Annotated in this window: 18 protein-coding genes; 11 read left to right on the plus strand and 7 right to left on the minus strand. The window is 61.2% G+C overall.

Going from position 1 to position 15,831, the window contains the following annotated elements:
* Positions 1-28 precede the first annotated feature (28 nt).
* Both aztC and FJ979_RS22280 read left to right on the plus strand, forming a co-directional pair.
* Entirely contained in the window at positions 29-970 is a 942-nt protein-coding gene (gene aztC, locus FJ979_RS22275; protein ID WP_140583772.1) for a zinc ABC transporter substrate-binding protein AztC, read from the plus strand.
* A gap of 144 nt (positions 971-1,114) precedes the next feature.
* Positions 1,115-1,453 carry a TIGR01244 family sulfur transferase gene (locus tag FJ979_RS22280; protein ID WP_140494156.1) on the plus strand — a complete coding sequence of 113 codons (339 nt, stop codon included), beginning with the start codon at positions 1,115-1,117 and terminating at the stop codon, positions 1,451-1,453.
* On the opposite strand, the gene FJ979_RS22285 is transcribed toward FJ979_RS22280, so the two are convergent.
* Positions 1,450-1,917, minus strand: a complete 468-nt coding sequence (locus FJ979_RS22285) for an Lrp/AsnC family transcriptional regulator (protein ID WP_140494158.1) — start codon at positions 1,915-1,917, stop codon at positions 1,450-1,452. The genes FJ979_RS22280 and FJ979_RS22285 overlap by 4 nt on opposite strands.
* 138 nt (positions 1,918-2,055) lie before the next feature.
* Here FJ979_RS22285 and hppD point away from each other — a divergent pair, with 138 nt between their 5' ends.
* From hppD to FJ979_RS22300, 3 genes are all read left to right on the plus strand, one after another.
* Positions 2,056-3,168 carry a 4-hydroxyphenylpyruvate dioxygenase gene (gene hppD / locus FJ979_RS22290; RefSeq protein WP_140583774.1) on the plus strand — a complete coding sequence of 371 codons (1,113 nt, stop codon included), beginning with the start codon at positions 2,056-2,058 and terminating at the stop codon, positions 3,166-3,168.
* Between the two features lie 69 nt (positions 3,169-3,237).
* Positions 3,238-3,462 (plus strand): type II toxin-antitoxin system prevent-host-death family antitoxin, encoded by a 225-nt coding sequence (locus FJ979_RS22295; RefSeq protein WP_023813589.1) that lies wholly within the window; start codon positions 3,238-3,240, stop codon positions 3,460-3,462.
* Positions 3,459-3,836, plus strand: a complete 378-nt coding sequence (locus FJ979_RS22300) for a type II toxin-antitoxin system VapC family toxin (protein ID WP_140494162.1) — start codon at positions 3,459-3,461, stop codon at positions 3,834-3,836. Before FJ979_RS22295 ends, FJ979_RS22300 begins: the two co-directional genes overlap by 4 nt.
* 9 nt (positions 3,837-3,845) lie before the next feature.
* Here FJ979_RS22300 and FJ979_RS22305 read toward each other — a convergent pair whose 3' ends face one another.
* From FJ979_RS22305 to hmgA, 3 genes are all read right to left on the minus strand, one after another.
* Complete coding sequence (locus FJ979_RS22305; RefSeq protein WP_140494164.1) at positions 3,846-4,382, minus strand: DinB family protein; 537 nt, start codon at positions 4,380-4,382, stop codon at positions 3,846-3,848.
* 19 nt (positions 4,383-4,401) lie between these two features.
* Complete coding sequence (locus tag FJ979_RS22310) at positions 4,402-5,415, minus strand: fumarylacetoacetate hydrolase family protein (RefSeq protein WP_140494166.1); 1,014 nt, start codon at positions 5,413-5,415, stop codon at positions 4,402-4,404.
* 119 nt (positions 5,416-5,534) lie between these two features.
* The gene (hmgA, locus tag FJ979_RS22315; protein ID WP_140583776.1) at positions 5,535-6,848 is read right to left on the minus strand and encodes a homogentisate 1,2-dioxygenase; all 1,314 of its coding nucleotides are present in this window, start codon (positions 6,846-6,848) and stop codon (positions 5,535-5,537) included.
* 99 nt (positions 6,849-6,947) lie between these two features.
* On the opposite strand from hmgA, the gene FJ979_RS22320 reads away from it, so the two are divergent.
* The 4 genes from FJ979_RS22320 (at position 6,948) to FJ979_RS22335 (ending at position 9,787) form a co-directional block, all read left to right on the plus strand.
* Entirely contained in the window at positions 6,948-7,391 is a 444-nt protein-coding gene (locus FJ979_RS22320) for a MarR family transcriptional regulator (protein ID WP_140494170.1), read from the plus strand.
* Between the two features lie 158 nt (positions 7,392-7,549).
* The gene (locus FJ979_RS22325) at positions 7,550-8,188 is read left to right on the plus strand and encodes a lysophospholipid acyltransferase family protein (RefSeq protein WP_140583778.1); all 639 of its coding nucleotides are present in this window, start codon (positions 7,550-7,552) and stop codon (positions 8,186-8,188) included.
* Complete coding sequence (locus FJ979_RS22330; protein WP_140494172.1) at positions 8,185-9,135, plus strand: phosphatidate cytidylyltransferase; 951 nt, start codon at positions 8,185-8,187, stop codon at positions 9,133-9,135. Before FJ979_RS22325 ends, FJ979_RS22330 begins: the two co-directional genes overlap by 4 nt.
* Positions 9,136-9,139: 4 nt before the next feature.
* Complete coding sequence (locus FJ979_RS22335; RefSeq protein WP_181167398.1) at positions 9,140-9,787, plus strand: CDP-alcohol phosphatidyltransferase family protein; 648 nt, start codon at positions 9,140-9,142, stop codon at positions 9,785-9,787.
* A 39-nt stretch (positions 9,788-9,826) separates the two neighbouring features.
* On the opposite strand, the gene tdh is transcribed toward FJ979_RS22335, so the two are convergent.
* A complete protein-coding gene (gene tdh / locus FJ979_RS22340) occupies positions 9,827-10,861 on the minus strand; it encodes an L-threonine 3-dehydrogenase (RefSeq protein WP_140494176.1) in 1,035 nt (344 codons plus the stop codon).
* 52 nt (positions 10,862-10,913) lie between these two features.
* Positions 10,914-12,101 (minus strand): glycine C-acetyltransferase, encoded by a 1,188-nt coding sequence (locus FJ979_RS22345; protein ID WP_140521700.1) that lies wholly within the window; start codon positions 12,099-12,101, stop codon positions 10,914-10,916.
* Positions 12,102-12,408: 307 nt separating this feature from the next.
* Here FJ979_RS22345 and FJ979_RS22350 point away from each other — a divergent pair, with 307 nt between their 5' ends.
* Together FJ979_RS22350 and FJ979_RS22355 are read left to right on the plus strand one after the other, a co-directional pair.
* Positions 12,409-14,481, plus strand: coding sequence for an EAL domain-containing protein (locus FJ979_RS22350; RefSeq protein ID WP_140560538.1), 2,073 nt, complete (start codon positions 12,409-12,411; stop codon positions 14,479-14,481).
* A gap of 72 nt (positions 14,482-14,553) precedes the next feature.
* Entirely contained in the window at positions 14,554-15,288 is a 735-nt protein-coding gene (locus tag FJ979_RS22355; RefSeq protein ID WP_140515589.1) for a polysaccharide deacetylase family protein, read from the plus strand.
* 67 nt (positions 15,289-15,355) lie between these two features.
* Here FJ979_RS22355 and FJ979_RS22360 read toward each other — a convergent pair whose 3' ends face one another.
* Positions 15,356-15,754 carry a MarR family winged helix-turn-helix transcriptional regulator gene (locus FJ979_RS22360; protein ID WP_224655784.1) on the minus strand — a complete coding sequence of 133 codons (399 nt, stop codon included), beginning with the start codon at positions 15,752-15,754 and terminating at the stop codon, positions 15,356-15,358.
* Positions 15,755-15,831: the final 77 nt, after the last annotated feature.

Below are 15,831 nucleotides of genomic sequence, written 5' to 3' on the forward strand. Positions count from 1 at the left end.
TCCACCCCAGCCTCCAAGGAGACCGCCCATGTTGAAATCGATCCGCGCCGCCCTTACGATGAGCGTTATAACATTAACTGCTCTCGACGCGTCGTCGGCCTTTGCGGCGCCCTTGAAAGTGGTCGCAAGTTTTACCGTCATTGCCGATTTCGCCAGGAATGTTGGCGGCGACCGCGTCAACATCACCACCATCGTGGGACCCGACGGCGATGCGCATGTCTACGAGCCGAGCCCGGCTGATGCGGTAGCCATGGCGGGCGCCGATCTGGTGCTGGTCAACGGCCTGCATTTCGAGGGCTTTCTACAGCGGCTGGTCGATGCCAGCGCCACCAAGGCCTCGATCGTCACCCTGACCAAGGGCGTGGCGGCGATCGACTTCAAACCGGAATTCGCCGATGCGGACGCGGCGGAGGGCGCGGGTACAGGCGGCGGCAAGACGGTCGCCGACCCACATGCCTTCCAGTCGATCGCCAACGCCAAGATCTATGTGAAGAACATTGCCGAAGCGTTCTGCGCGGCCGACAATGATGGCTGCGTCAGCTACCAGACCAACGCCGCGGCTTACACAAAGAAGCTCGACGCGCTCGAAGGTGAAGTGAAGGCGGCGATCCAGTCCATCCCCGAGGCAAAACGCGTTGTCATCACCTCGCATGACGCGTTCGGCTATTTCGAGCACGAATACGGCCTGACCTTCCTAGCGCCGGAGGGCGTCTCGACGGACTCCGAACCGTCGGCCGCCGACGTCGCCAAGCTGGTCGAGCAGGTCAAGCAGGACAAAGCGGCGGCGATCTTCGTCGAGAACATCACCAATCCGCGCCTGATCGAGCAGATCGCCAGCGAGACCGGCATCAAGGTCGGCGGCACGCTCTATTCCGACGCGCTGTCGCAGCCCGACGGCCCGGCCTCGACCTATGTCGACATGATGCACAACAACATCACGCAGATCAAAGGCGCGATCCTCGGCAGTTGAGCCGCTCCGACCCAACCGGGCCCTCGCGGCCCGGTTGGATTTTCCGGTCAGCACTCGCTATTTGGCAGAGAAATCCCTCGGCGTGGATTGCCGGCCGTGCCGGGGAGTGGCAAGACTGCCCAACCAGATTGCGAGGACACCACAATGGAATACCGCGAGATCAGCGAGGACTATTCGGTCTCGGGCCAGATCCAGCCCGAGGACGTCGCCGCCATCAAGGCAGCAGGCTTCAAGAGCGTGATCTGCAACCGGCCGGACGACGAGCAGCCCGGCCAGCCTTCGGCCGACACGCTCAAGGCCGCAGTCGAGGCTGCCGGGCTTGCCTTCCGCTACATTCCCGTCATCAGCGGCCAGATCACCGCGGAGAATGTCGAGGACCAGGGACAAGCGCTCGACGAGCTGGAAGGCCCGGTGTTCGCCTACTGCCGTTCCGGCGCCCGCTGCACCAATCTCTATGGGCTGATTCAGCAGTCGAAGGGTTAGATTGGCAGCGCGCCCGTCTCCTTGAGCGTCTCGAGCACAATCGCCGTCTTGACGTGCTGCACGGATTCGTGGGGCAAGAGCACGCCATTGACGAACTCCGACAATGATTTCAGGTCGGGCGTAACCACCTTCAGGATATAATCCATTTCGCCGGTCAGCGCGTGCGCCTCCTGCACTTCGGGCAGCCGCGCCACCAGTTCGCCGAAGCGCCGCGCATTGTCGCGGTTGTGAGTGGCCAAGGTCACCGAGATGACGTTGACCAGCGAAAAGCCCAGCCGGTCGCGGTCAAGCACGGCGCGATAGCCCTTGATATAGCCGTCCTCCTCAAGCCGCTGGCGGCGGCGCGAGCATTGCGAGGCCGAGAGGTTCACCCGCTCCGAAAGGTCGTTGTTGGTGAGCCGTGCGTCACACTGCAACAGCGCCAATATCTTGCGATCAAACTGATCAAGACGCGTATCATTCATGATACTTCCAAAAACCATGCACATTTCATGCATCAGATAAACATTTCAAGCGTTTGAATGCAAGCACCGTGCGACCTGCCCGCGCTATGATGAGTTGAGATGGCCTATCCAGGCCAAGCCAGCTTCCGGAGGATTATCATGGGTCCCTTCCCGCACGACGCCCCGCCCGCCAAGATCAGCAAGGCGAACCCTGCCGGCACCGACGGTTTCGAGTTCGTCGAATTCGCGCATCCGGAGCCGCGGAAGCTGGCCGAGTTGTTCACCCGCATGGGCTACGTAGCCGTGGCCAGGCATCGCACGAAGGACATCACCGTCTGGCGGCAAGGCGACATCAACTATGTCGTCAACGCCGAGCCCAGCTCGCATGCGATGAAGTTCGTCGACAAGCATGGCCCATGCGCCTCCTCGATGGCGTGGCGGGTCGTGGACGCCAAGCATGCCTTAGAACACGCGGTATCGAAAGGAGCCACGCCTTACGAAGGCGCCGACAAGACGCTTGACGTGCCGGCGATCGTTGGCATCGGCGGCTCGCTGCTCTACTTCATCGAAACCTATGGCGAGAGGGGTTCGGCCTATGATGCCGAATTCGAATGGCTGGGCAAACGCGACCCCAGGCCGGAAGGCGTCGGCTTCTATTTCCTCGACCACCTCACGCATAATGTCTACCGCGGCAACATGGACAAATGGTGGGATTTCTACCGCGACCTGTTTGGCTTCAAGCAGATCCATTTCTTCGACATCGACGGCAAGATCACCGGGCTGGTCAGCCGGGCGATCACCTCGCCCTGCGGCAAGATCCGCATTCCGCTCAACGAGTCCAAGGACGACACCAGCCAGATCGCCGAATATCTGAAGAAGTACAATGGCGAGGGCATCCAGCACATAGCGGTGGGCACCGACGCGATCTACGAGGCCACCGACAAGCTTGCCGCCAACGGGCTGAAATTCATGCCCGGCCCGCCGGAGACCTATTACGAGATGTCGCATGCACGCGTGAGCGGCCATGACGAGCCGCTCGAACGCATGAAGAAGCATGGCATTTTGATCGACGGCGAAGGTGTGGTCGACGGCGGCACGACGAAGATCCTCTTGCAGATCTTCTCCAAGACCGTGATCGGACCAATCTTCTTCGAATTCATCCAGCGCAAGGGCGACGAAGGCTTTGGCGAAGGCAATTTCCGCGCACTGTTCGAATCGATCGAGCAGGACCAGATCAAGCGCGGCGTGATCAAGGTGCAGGCCGCGGAGTAGATCGATCCCGACCGGCGGCTTGCGGTTCGATAAATTATGACCTAAATTATGGTCACAAAGGATCGAGCCATGAATGTTTCCATCGCCGAGGCCAAGGCCAAATTGTCGGAACTCGTCAGCCGCGCGGAAGCCGGTGAAGAGATTGTACTCACGCGCCACGGCAAGGTGGCTGCGCGTATCGTGCCTCCGGCAGCGGCGGAACCCTTGCCGCGTATCGGCGCGTTGAAAGGCAAGATCTGGATTGCGGACGATTTTGACGAACTCGGCCCCGAATGGGACGAGTACGTCAAATGATGATCGGCCCGTTTCTCGCCGATACACATATCATCCTTTGGTCGATTTCGGACGATCGACGTCTCAGCAAGCACTACCGCGCCATCCTGGCTTCGGAAGCGGTGGTGTTCGCCAGCGCGGCAAGCGTCTGGGAAATTGCCATCAAGCGCTCAATCAGAAAACTCGATGCGCCGGATGATCTGCCAACACTGCTTCCAAGGATGCAATTTCAGCCGCTCGCCGTCACCTTCCAGCATGCGAACGCTGTCGCTGGCCTACCCCACCACCATGGCGATCCATTCGACAGACTACTGATTGCGCAGGCGCAAATGGACAAACTAACCATCATGACATCCGACCCGCATTTCGCCCGCTACGACGTCGCCCTGACATAAGCAGTGGTCTCACAAACCCAGCCGTCCAACCTCCTCCTGCCTCAGCTTCAAATCATAATCGAGCAGGAACTCGTCGAGTTGCGGCGGCGCGACCGACGTGCCGGACAGCATCGCGTGCACCTGGCCGCGATGGTGGATGTCATGCAGGAAAACATGGGCAAGGATATCGCCGATCTTTTCCGGGATCATGCCGTCTCCACGCCGGTCAGTGATGACATGGCGGTCGAGGTCGGCTTCCAACAAGGCATCGCAGAAGGTGATCAGCCTGCGGTCGAACTTGATCTGGGCCACTGACAAATCGGCTGCGTTATCGAACGGCACGAAATCATCGTACACCGCGGCGCCGATACCGCCCTGCTCCAGAAAATCGAGATAGAGAAGATCGACCGCAAGGATGTGGTTGAGCGTCGCCCTTATCGACGGGAAGAAGCTGATGCGATTGGCTTCGAATTCACCAGGCCCCAGCATAAGCACGGCGCGGTAGAGCCGGTCGTTCGACCAGCGGTTGTTGCGGGCCATTCGGCGCAGATGATCAAGCAGGTTCATCCTTCAACTTCTTGCGCTCTCACCCTTCATATTTCTCGACCGTCTGCTCGATGGCGCCGAAGATCGAATGCCCGGCCTTGTCCTTCATCTCTATGCGCACCGTGTCGCCGAAACGCAGAAACGGCGTCTTCGGCTCGCCGCTCTCGATGGTCTCGATCATGCGCAGTTCAGCGATGCAGGAATAGCCAGCGCCGCCGGCCGAGACAGGCTTGCCAGGCTCACCGCCGAGCTTGTTGGAGACGGTGCCGGAGCCGATGATGGTGCCCGCCGCCAGCGGCCGTGTTTTCGCCGCGTGCACGATGAGCGCGGGGAAATCGAACGTCATGTCGACGCCGGCATTCGCCCGGCCGAAAGGTTTGCCGTTGAGGTCGGCAAGCAGCGGCAGGCTGACCTTGCCGCCATCCCAGGCCTCGCCCAACTCGTCCGGCGTCACCGCGACCGGCGAGAAGGCCGAGGACGGCTTGGATTGAAAGAAGCCGAACCCCTTGGCGAGTTCCGGTCCGGTAATGGCACGCAGCGTCACGTCGTTGACCAGCATCACCAGGCGAATCGCCTCCCGCGCTTTTTCAAGGCCAGCGCCCATCGGCACATCATCGACAACGACCGCGACTTCCGCCTCCATGTCGATGCCAAAGGCCTCGTCGGCCATGCGGATCGGGTCTCGCGGCGGGATGAAGCTGTCGGAGCCGCCCTGATAGATCAGCGGGTCGGTCCAGAAGCTCGCCGGCATCTCGGCCCCGCGCGCCTTCCGCACCAGCTCGACATGATTCACATAGGCCGAACCGTCAGCCCATTGATAGGCGCGCGGCAGCGGCGAATGGGCATTATGTTCGTGAAAGCGCGCCGACGGCACCGCATTGCTCTCGAGCGACTCCGCCATTGCGGCCAGATGCGGCGAAATCCGCCGCCAATCGTCGAGCGCCGCCTGCAGCGTCGGCACCAGGAAGGAGGCATCGGTGAAGCGTGTAAGATCGCGCGAGACGACGACGAGCTTTCCGTCGCGCGTCCCGTTCTTCAATGTGGCAAGCTTCATGCGGTTTCCTCTCCTGACGCGGCCTTGCGCCGCTTGGCCCACAACAAGGCTGTTATGGGCAATCGTCAAGCCGCCGGCTCAACTTTCCTGAAGGCAGTTTTCCGACGGCAGCGATCCATTCAGGACCAATCGCCCTCGGGCGTGCCATTGAAGCGCTTCTTCAGATCGGCCCAGCAGTCGATGTAATTGTCCTGCCTGGTGTCGAGTTCGGCGGCGTAGCGGGTCAGCATCTGCGGGAACCGGGTCTCGAACATGAAGGCCATGGTGTTGTCGAGCTTGACCGGTTTCAGATCCGCGCGCGAGGCCTTTTCGAAGCCAGGTGCATCCGGGCCATGGGCCAGCATCAGATTGTGCAGACTGATGCCGCCGGGAACGAACCCTTCTTCCTTGGCGTCGTACTGGCCGTGAATCAGCCCCATGAACTCGCTCATGATGTTGCGGTGATACCAGGGCGGGCGGAACGTATCCTCCGCCACCAGCCAGCGCGGCGGAAAGATGACGAAATCGATATTGGCGGTGCCCTCCTCGCCGCTCGGCGCCGTCAGCACCGTGAAAATCGACGGATCGGGGTGGTCAAAGAGGATCGCACCAACCGGCGAAAACGCCGCCAGATCATATTTATAGGGTGCATAGTTGCCGTGCCACGCCACCACATCGAGGGGCGAATGGCCGATTTCCGTGACATGAAAATGTCCGCACCATTTGACGATCAGCCGGCAGGGCGTCTCCTTCTCCTCAAACCAGGCGCAGGGCGTCTTGAAATCGCGCGGATTGGCCAGGCAGTTGGCGCCGATCGGGCCGCGGTCGGGCATCGTCAGCTTGGCGCCGTAGTTCTCGCAGACATAGCCGCGCACTTCGGCATCGACCAGTTCGACCTTGAACACGAGACCGCGCGGCAGGACCGCGATCTCGCCGGGCCTGAGCTCGATGACTCCCATCTCGGTGACGAAGCGCAAGGCGCCCACCTGCGGCACCACCAGCAACTCGCCGTCGGCGTTGAAGAAATGGTCGTCGACCATCGACCTGTTGGCGACATAGACATGCGCCGCCATGCCGGTCTGCCCAAGCACGTCGCCGGCGGTGGTGATCGAGCGCATGCCGGCGATGAAGTCGGTCGGCTCCTTCGGCATCGGCACCGGGCGCCAGCGATACTGGCCGAGCGCCAGCTCATGATCGCCGACATTGGGCGCACTTTTCCAGAAGGGATAGCTCACCGACTTGAAGCGCCCGGTATGTCTGACGCTCGGCCTGATGCGGTAAAGCCACGAGCGCTCATTGGTGCCGCGCGGCGCGGTGAAGGGCGAACCGGAGAGCTGCTCGGCATAGAGGCCGTAGGCCGGCCGCTGCGGTGAATTACGCCCGTGCGGCAGCGAACCCGGCAGGCTTTCGGTTTCGAAATCGTTACCGAAACCCGGCATGTAGGAAAAGGCCATCGCTTCCTCCTCGCGAATGCTTGACCAAATTGGTTTCATTTGTAACCATCCAAAATGTAACTATCAATGCCGTGCGCGGGCATTTCTCGATGGCTGGTCATGGAATCCGAAATCCTGGAACTCGAAAGCTTTCTGCCCTACCGGCTGTATCGGCTGGCCGATGCGCTGAGCCGCGAATTCTCTCGGATCTACAAGGAGCGTCACGGCCTCACACGGCCGGAATGGCGTACGCTTTCGGGGCTTGGCCAGCGCGGCACAATGACCGCGACGGAACTCGGCGCGCAGTCGGCGATGCACAAGACAAAGGTTTCGCGTGCCGTGGCGGAGCTTGAGCGTCGCCGCTGGCTCATCCGAACCACTGACGAGAACGATCGCCGCGTCGAGCACCTGGCGCTGACCAGAGCCGGACTTGCGGCCTATAGCGAGATGGTGCCACTGGCAAAGGCTTTCGAACGGGAGCTGCTGGCCCAGCTGAGCGCCGACCAGCAAGCCTCCATCGTCAAAGGCGTTGCGTCATTGGAAAGCGCGTTGGGTCTGAGATAGCGGCTATCGGCAGATAGAATATGAGACGGTGGCTCGACGCGACAGCGCCTTGAAGCAGAGACTGTCTGGCGGTCATTTTCGATCGCTGCTTGCTCGGTGGCGGATTTTCAGCGCTGTATGTAAGCCGGTGATCATCGACGGGCGAATTGGGGGGAAGGATGAAGTCGCTGCTCGCGAGGCCGGTGGCCGTGGTCGTCTTGCTGTTTGCCAGAGTCATCACCGCTGTGCGGCCGTTTTGGCATGAAGGCAGATTGCCTCGGCGTCGCTCGATCTTCTTTGCCAATCATTCCAGCCATGGCGATTTCATCCTGATCTGGGCTGTTCTGCCGCCGCGCCTGCGTCGGCGGGTGCGTCCCGTAGCGGGTGCCGACTACTGGCTGAAATCAAAAGTCCGAGCCTTCATCGGCCGCGACGTTTTCAATGCCGTCCTGATCGAGCGCAATCGCAATGGACGCACGATGGATCCCGTCGAGAGCATGGGGGAGGCGATGAGAGAAGGCTCTTCGCTCATTCTCTTCCCGGAAGGCACGCGCAACCAATCCGACGCGTCCTTGCAGCCATTCAAGTCCGGGCTGTTCCATTTGGCGGCATCGCACCCGGATTTCGAGTTGGTGCCGGTATGGATCGCCAATCTCAACCGGGTGATGCCGAAAGGGGAATTCGTGCCTATCCCGCTGATCTGCACGGTGACGTTCGGCGAGGCAATGCACCTGGCTGACGGCGAGAGCAAGGATATGTTCCTCGAGCGGGCACGTGGGGCGCTGCTGGCGCTGGCACCGAAAAAGGCAGCGGAATGAGCTCAACCCAATTCGATATGATGGTTCTCGTGCTCGGCGTCTGCGGGATCCTGCTCGTGGCCTCTTTCGTGGGGCATATCCTGGAGCGACGGCTGTCGCCGGAAGGCTCCAACCCAGCCATCGAGAACCTCAACGCCCGTATCAATGCGTGGTGGGTAATGGCGATCCTCATCGCCATAGCATTCATCGCCGGGCGGATCGGCGTCCTGCTTCTCTTCGGCTTCTGTTCCTTCGCCGCACTTCGCGAATTCGTGACGCTGACCAATACCCGGCGTGCCGACCACTGGGCGCTGGCCACGGCGTTTTTCGTCGTGCTGCCGGTGCAGTATGTGCTGCTCTGGATCGAGGACTACGGGATCTTTTCTGTTTTCATCCCGGTCTACGCCTTCCTGTTGATGCCAATCATCTCAGCCACACGGGGCGACACCCAGCACTTCCTCGTTCGAATTGCCGAGGTGCAATGGGCGTTGATGATCTGCGTTTTCTGCGCCTCCCACGTCCCGGCTCTTCTGACGTTGCATATTCCCGGCTACGAGGGTCGCAATGTGCTTCTGATAGCCTTCCTTGTCATCGTCGTGCAATTGAGCGACGTACTGCAATACATCTGGGGAAAGGCGATCGGGCATACGAAGATCGCACCAAAGCTTTCGCCGTCCAAGACGCTTGAAGGTTTCCTCGGCGGCGTTGCAAGCGCCAGCCTCATCGGCGCTGGCCTGTGGTGGATCACGCCGTTCTCTCCGCTTCAGGCGGGCGCGATGGCCTTCCTGATCACGCTGATGGGTTTTTTCGGCGGCCTTGTGATGTCCGCCATCAAACGTGACCGCGGCGTGAAGGATTGGGGCCATCTGATCGACGGCCATGGCGGCCTGATAGATCGGCTGGATTCGGTGGTTTTCTCCGCTCCGATCTTCTTCCATCTCACTCGTTATTTCTGGTCACCGGGATGAGGCAGTGATGAACACGGGCGATCGCAGACCACTTGCAAGCCGCGACACGCGCTGGGCACAAGCGACGGCCAGACGTCTCGCCGCACTCTCCGTGACCCCCAACCAGATTTCGCAGGCCAGTATCCTCGCCGGCGCGCTGGCAGGCACGGCCTTCTGGCTTGGCGGGCAGAGCGGCGGCACTTCTCGTTTGCTGCTGTTGCTGGGCGCGGCGCTGTTTTGCCAACTGCGGCTGCTGTGCAATCTATTCGATGGCATGGTCGCCGTCGAGGGCGGCAAGGCGTCGGCCGACGGGCCGTTCTGGAACGAGTTCCCGGACAGGCTCGCCGATATCGCCATCATGGCCGGCATAGGTTACGGCATCGGCATGCCTGGCCTTGGCTGGGCAGCGGCCTGTTTTTCGGTTCTCACCGCCTATGTGCGGGAATTGGGGCGGGCCAACGAGACGCCGAGTGATTTCACCGGACCGATGGCCAAGCCACATCGCATGGCAGTCGCAACCGTCGCGGCACTGCTATCTACCGGAGAATTCCTTTGGAATGGCCACAACGAAGTCTTGACGCTTGCGCTCGCCGCCATTGCCATCGGCGCCGCCGCAACTGCGTTGCGGCGCGCCTGGCGACAGGTGCGATGGCTGAAAACCAGGCGACCCTAGCATCGCCTGCCTCGAAGCCTGAGACTCCCGGCGCATCGATTACCAGTCCATCACCACCTTGCCCGAACTGCCGCTGCGCATCGCGTCGAATCCAACCTGGAAATCATCGATGCCGATGCGGTGCGTGATCAGGCCTGAGACGTCGAGCGGGCCCTGGACCAGCGCGATCATCTTGTACCAGGTCTCGAACATCTCGCGGCCATAGATGCCCTTGAGATGCAGCATCTTGAAGATGACCTTGTTCCAGTCGATCTCGAACCCGGTCGGCGCAATGCCGAGGATGGCGATCTTGCCGCCATTGTTCATGGTGTCGATCATGTCGCGGAAGGCGGGGGCTGCCCCCGACATTTCCAGGCCGACATCAAAACCCTCCGTCATGCCGAGCGCCGGCATCACGTCGCTCAGTTTTTCCTTGGAGGCGTCGACGACGTGCTGGACGCCAAGCTTGCGCGCAAGATCCAGCCGAACCGGATTGATATCGGTGATAACGACCTTCCTGGCGCCGACGCATTGCGCCACCAGCGCGCCCATGATGCCGATCGGTCCGGCGCCGGTGACCAGCACGTCCTCGCCGACCAGATCGAATGACAATGCGGTGTGAACCGCATTGCCCAGGGGATCGAAGATCGCGGCGATCTCGTCCGGCACATCGTCGGGGATCGGCACGACATTGTGCTGTGGGATCGCCAGGTACTCGCCGAAGGCGCCCGGGCGATTGACGCCGACGCCGAGCGTGTTGCGGCACAGATGCCCCCTGCCCGCGCGGCAGTTGCGGCAATGTCCGCAGACGATGTGGCCTTCGCCAGACACGCGTTGGCCGACCTTATATTCGGTGACCGCGGCGCCGAAATCCGCGACGGTGCCGACGAATTCATGGCCGGTCACCATCGGCACGGGCACCGTCTTCTGCGCCCACTGGTCCCAATTGTAGATGTGGACGTCGGTGCCGCAGATCGCAGTCTTCTTCACCTTGATCAGGACGTCGTTGGGGCCGATTTCCGGCACCGGCACCTCTTCCATCCAGATGCCCGGCTCGGCCTTGGCCTTCACCAGCGCCTTCATCATGTTCGACATTCTTTTGTCCCTTGAATCTCTTGATCCGGAAGCGGTTTGCGGCGCCGGTCGCTCAGGAAATCACACCTAGTTCCTTGCCAACCGCACCGAAAGCCTCGACCGCCCGATCAATGTCGGCGCTGGAATGCGCAGCCGACATCTGCGTGCGGATGCGCGCCTGGCCCTTGGGCACCACCGGGAAGGAGAAGCCGATGACATAGATGCCGCGTTGCAGCATGCGCGCCGCCATCTCCTGCGCCAAGCTCGCATCGCCCAGCATGACCGGGATGATCGGATGGCCGGCGCCTGCCAGCGTGAAGCCGAGCTTCCCCATCTGTGTCCGAAACCGTTCCGCATTGGCATATAGGCGCTCGCGCAGGGCATCGCCATTGCGGATCATGTCGAACACTCTGATCGAGGCGCCGGCGATCGCCGGCATCAGCGTGTTGGAAAACAGATAGGGCCGCGAGCGCTGGCGCAGCCAGTCGACCACCTGTTTCTTGCCGGACGTGTAGCCGCCGGAAGCGCCGCCCAGCGCCTTGCCGAGCGTACCGGTGATGATGTCGACCCTGCCCTCGACGCCGCAATGCTCAGCCGAGCCGCGGCCGTTCCTGCCGACGAAGCCGACCGCGTGACTGTCGTCGACCATGACCATGGCATCGTATTTTTCGGCCAGATCGCACACACCCGCGAGATTGGCGATGATGCCATCCATCGAGAACACGCCGTCGGTGGCGATCAGCCGGAACCGGCAATCCTTCGCCTCCTTCAGCCGCGCCTCGAGATCCGCCATATCGTTGTTGGCGTAGCGGAAGCGCTTGGTCTTGGACAGCCTGACCCCGTCGATGATGGAAGCGTGGTTCAGCGCATCGGAGATGATGGCATCCTCCTCGCCCAGAAGCGTCTCGAACAGTCCACCATTGGCATCGAAGCAGGAGCCGTAGAGGATAGTGTCGTCCATCCCGAGGAAGGACGATATCGTCGCTTCCAACTGCTTGTGCTCCTCCTGCGTGCCGCAGATGAAACGCACCGAAGCCATGCCGTAGCCGTAGCGGTCGAGCGCGTGCTTTGCCGCCTCGCGCAGGTCGGGGCTGTCGGCGAGGCCGAGATAGTTGTTGGCGCAGAAATTCAGCACCTTCTCGCCGCCGACATCGATCTCAGCCGACTGCGTGGAGGAAATCACCCGCTCGGACTTGTACAGTCCGGCCGATCTGAGCCCCTCAAGTTCGCCGTCGATATGGGAGAGAAATGCTGCGGTCATGATCGTGCCTCGTTTGACGTGGGCCGACTGTCGTCCCGCACGCACAAAAAATCCACCGCAAAAGCGACCGGATCAGGTGGCTGGGTAATGTCGAACGGATGCCGCAGGCATGGCTCGAGGGACGATCCGGATCACATGGGGCCGGCGAATGTTCAAATGCGGACCGGCCGCGAAAGAGGCCGATAACCATTTCGCGACCTTTAAGCCTTTCCCCTTGTCGGCCAGCTGTCGATTTCCAGTCCTGTTAATGTTTGCAGTTCAATGATGCTCATATAGGAATCCGTTGGCGAGAGGGCCGCCCCCCAAGATGTCGCAGCAGCCGGTGCAAACCGTTTCAGGCAAGCTCATACTGCTGATCAAGGCTGGTTATTGGCTGGCGCTGCTGATCATCGCCGCCATGGTGGTGGCTTCCTTCATCCTGCTGCAGCAGGTGATGGCCACCCAACGGCACAACCATACGCTGCTCGATATCGTCAGCACGCAAAAGACGCTGTCGCAGCGCATCGTCTTCCTCGCCGGTGCGACCGGTGCTGCTTCGCGCGACAAGCAGCCGGCGCTCGTCAACGCGCTCAAGCAGGCGACGGCGGAGTTCGAAACCAACTATGACCTGCTGCTCAAGCAGACGGCCGCCGATCCAAAGTCGCCGGCCAGGCTCGATCCGAAGACGGTCGAGAACGTCCTTTTCGGCAAGCCTTTTCATCTCGACTATTTTTCCGTCGGGCTGGTCGCCAATGGCGAACGCCTGGTATCGGCCTTCTCGTCCCAACTCGCACTCGGCGACAATGGAGGCTACAAGGGCGGTTACGAACGCGTCACCCTCGACGCCTCGGTCGCCAACGCAACATTGTCGGGCTATTCGGCGCTGGGCCAGCGCATCAGCGCTTTCGCCGACGAACGATCCGAAAAGATGCTCGATCTGCACCGCACGCTGTTTTACGCCACGATCGGCGTCATCGTTCTGGTGGCGCTGTTCATCTTCCGGCCCATGTCAAACGCGATCCTGCGCAAGACGCGCGAACTCGTCGATGCGCGCAATTCGATGGCCTTCATCGCCGTTCATGACGGGCTGACAGGTCTGCACAACCGCACATTCCTGACCGACCATTTCGACACGCTGATCAAGAGCGCGCATCGTCGGCGCGAACGTCTTGCGGTGGTGCAGCTTGATCTCGACCGGTTCAAGCAGATCAACGACACGCTCGGCCACGCCGCCGGCGACTATGTGCTGGTCATCACGGCCCAGCGCATGCGCGATTCCTGTCGGGCGTCGGATCTGTGCGTGCGCCTCGGTGGCGACGAGTTCGTGATGATCCTCAACGGCGCCGGCGGCAGCGAAGACATCAACATGCTGGCACGGCGCATTCTTGCGCACATCAACGAGCCGATCGTCTTCCAGGGCACGACCATTCTACCGGGCGCCAGCGGCGGCATCGCCGTCTATCCGATCGACGCCGACAACGCCCAGGACCTGCTGGTTCACGCCGATCTGGCGCTTTACTCCGCCAAGAAGATGGGCGGCGGCAATTTCTCGTTCTTCTCCGAGGAATTGCGTCGCGAACTCGATTATCGCAAGCAACTCGAGCACGACATCAAGGTTGCCATTTCACAGCAGGCATTCCAGGTCTATTTCCAGCCGCAGGTTTCACTGAGCGACGGCACGATCAGTGGCATCGAGGCGCTGGTGCGCTGGAACCATGCCGAGCGCGGCATGATCTCGCCTGGCGAATTCATTCCCGTCGCCGAGAAATGCGGTTTCATGCCTGATATCGGCCGCATCGTCATCAGCAAGGCGATCAACGAAGCCGCCGAATGGAACCGCGACGGCATTGCTTTCGGACGACTTGCGGTCAACGTATCCGGAACCGAATTGCGCGAGCACGACTTCGATGCTTTCCTGTTCGAGACGCTTGAGAAGGCCGGCCTGCCGCCGCAGAAACTGTCGCTGGAAATCGTCGAATCCGTCATTCTCGATGACGAGAAGACAGGCATCGCGGCAAAGCTACGCCATATCAGGGCCGCCGGCGTTCATCTTGAGCTCGACGATTTCGGCACCGGTTACGCATCGCTCAGCCACGTCAATCCCAACGAGATCGACCGGCTGAAGATCGATCGCCGCTTCGTCCAGAACATCCATGAGAACGGTGACAACTCCAAGATCGTGCGCGCCATCACCGAGCTCGCGCGCGGCCTTGGTATCTCGATCGTCGCGGAGGGCGCCGAGACCGAAGCCGAACTCGATTCACTGATGGCCATCGGATGCGACCAGGTGCAGGGCTACTCCATCGCCTTCCCGATGCCGCAGGACAAAGCCCGTGACTGGCTGAGCGCCCGCATGCCGAAGAAGGCCAGGCTAACGGTGCTGCAGGGAAGCCTGGCGTAGGCAGCCCTCACCCGCGCTTGACGACTCATCACCGAGATGGCGCCCTGTGACGATCGCAAACGGGTAGTCCCGATGCCGCTTCTGCTTGCTTTGCTGACCATGCTCGCCGCATTTCCCGCTTATGCAGTGGATCGCACCATCTATCTGACTTTCGATGACGGACCGCTGAACGGCACCAGCAACATCCTCGACGTGCTGGAAGCGCAGCAGGTGCCGGCGACGTTGTTCATGGTCGGCATGCATGCGCAGGCGAGCGCGGGCAACAAGGCATTAGTCAGACGCGCAAAAGCTCTGCCGCTGGTGACGGTCGGCAATCACAGCTACAGCCACGCCAACAACCGCTACCAACATTTCTATGCCGATACGGAAGGCGTGGTGGCAGACATGCTGCGGGCCAACGCCGTGCTCGGGCTCGCTCCGGAGGTTCATGCGAGGCTGCCTGGGCGCGACGTGTTCAGACTGCCCTCAATGTCGAAGAACGACACCTCGCTCGGCCTTGCGCAGGAAGGCCGGGAGGAGCCGGACTACGAATTCGTCGCCGCTTCCGGCTTCTATCTCTATGGCTGGGACCATGAGTGGGTGCATGACGACACAGGCAAGCCGGTGCAGAGCGTCGACCACCTGGTCAGCGAGATCGATCACCTGTTCGGCTATGGCCGCTTCGTCAAGCACGGAAAGATGATCCTGCTCATGCATGACGAGATGTTCCAGGACGGCTTCGACGGCAAGACGAAACTGGCCATGCTGATTACCGCGCTGAAGCAGCGCGGCTATGCCTTTGGGACAATCCAGAGTTATGACGACTGAGGCGGTGATCCGGCTTTCCTACAGCGCGTAGTGTCGAAGAGATTCACGCGGCGCGCCTTGGACATCGTCAGCTTTCCACGTTGGCCCGCAAGGTCGCCAGCACTTGCGCAAACTCCGCCAGCCTGTCGTCTGACAGGCCCACGCGCAGCCGCTTGTCGAAGGCAAGCGCCGCCTTGCGCAGTGTCTCGAACATCGCTTCTCCGGCCTCTGTCAATTCGACCAGATGGACCCGGCGGTTGACGGGATCGCGGCGGCGCGTCAGCAATCCTTGCGCCTCCATCGCGTTTAGATGATGGGTGAGCGTCGCTCCCTGTATGCCGATCATTCCGGCGAGCTCGCGCTGGTTGGCTAGCTCGCTCGATTTGACCGACAGCAGAGTAAGCCAGACGGGCAACGTGCCGCCCGCTTCAACCAACGCGGTGTCGAAGGCCTGTGCAACAAGCTTGGCGGTGCGGCCGAGATTCATGCCAACCGGCGGGCGTTCAAAGGGCGTCATGGCAAGACACTAGACGGTGTTTTGCACGGATGGAACTGGCACTCATT

This window comes from Mesorhizobium sp. B1-1-6, assembly GCF_006443035.1.
Classification (GTDB): Bacteria; Pseudomonadota; Alphaproteobacteria; order Rhizobiales; family Rhizobiaceae; genus Mesorhizobium.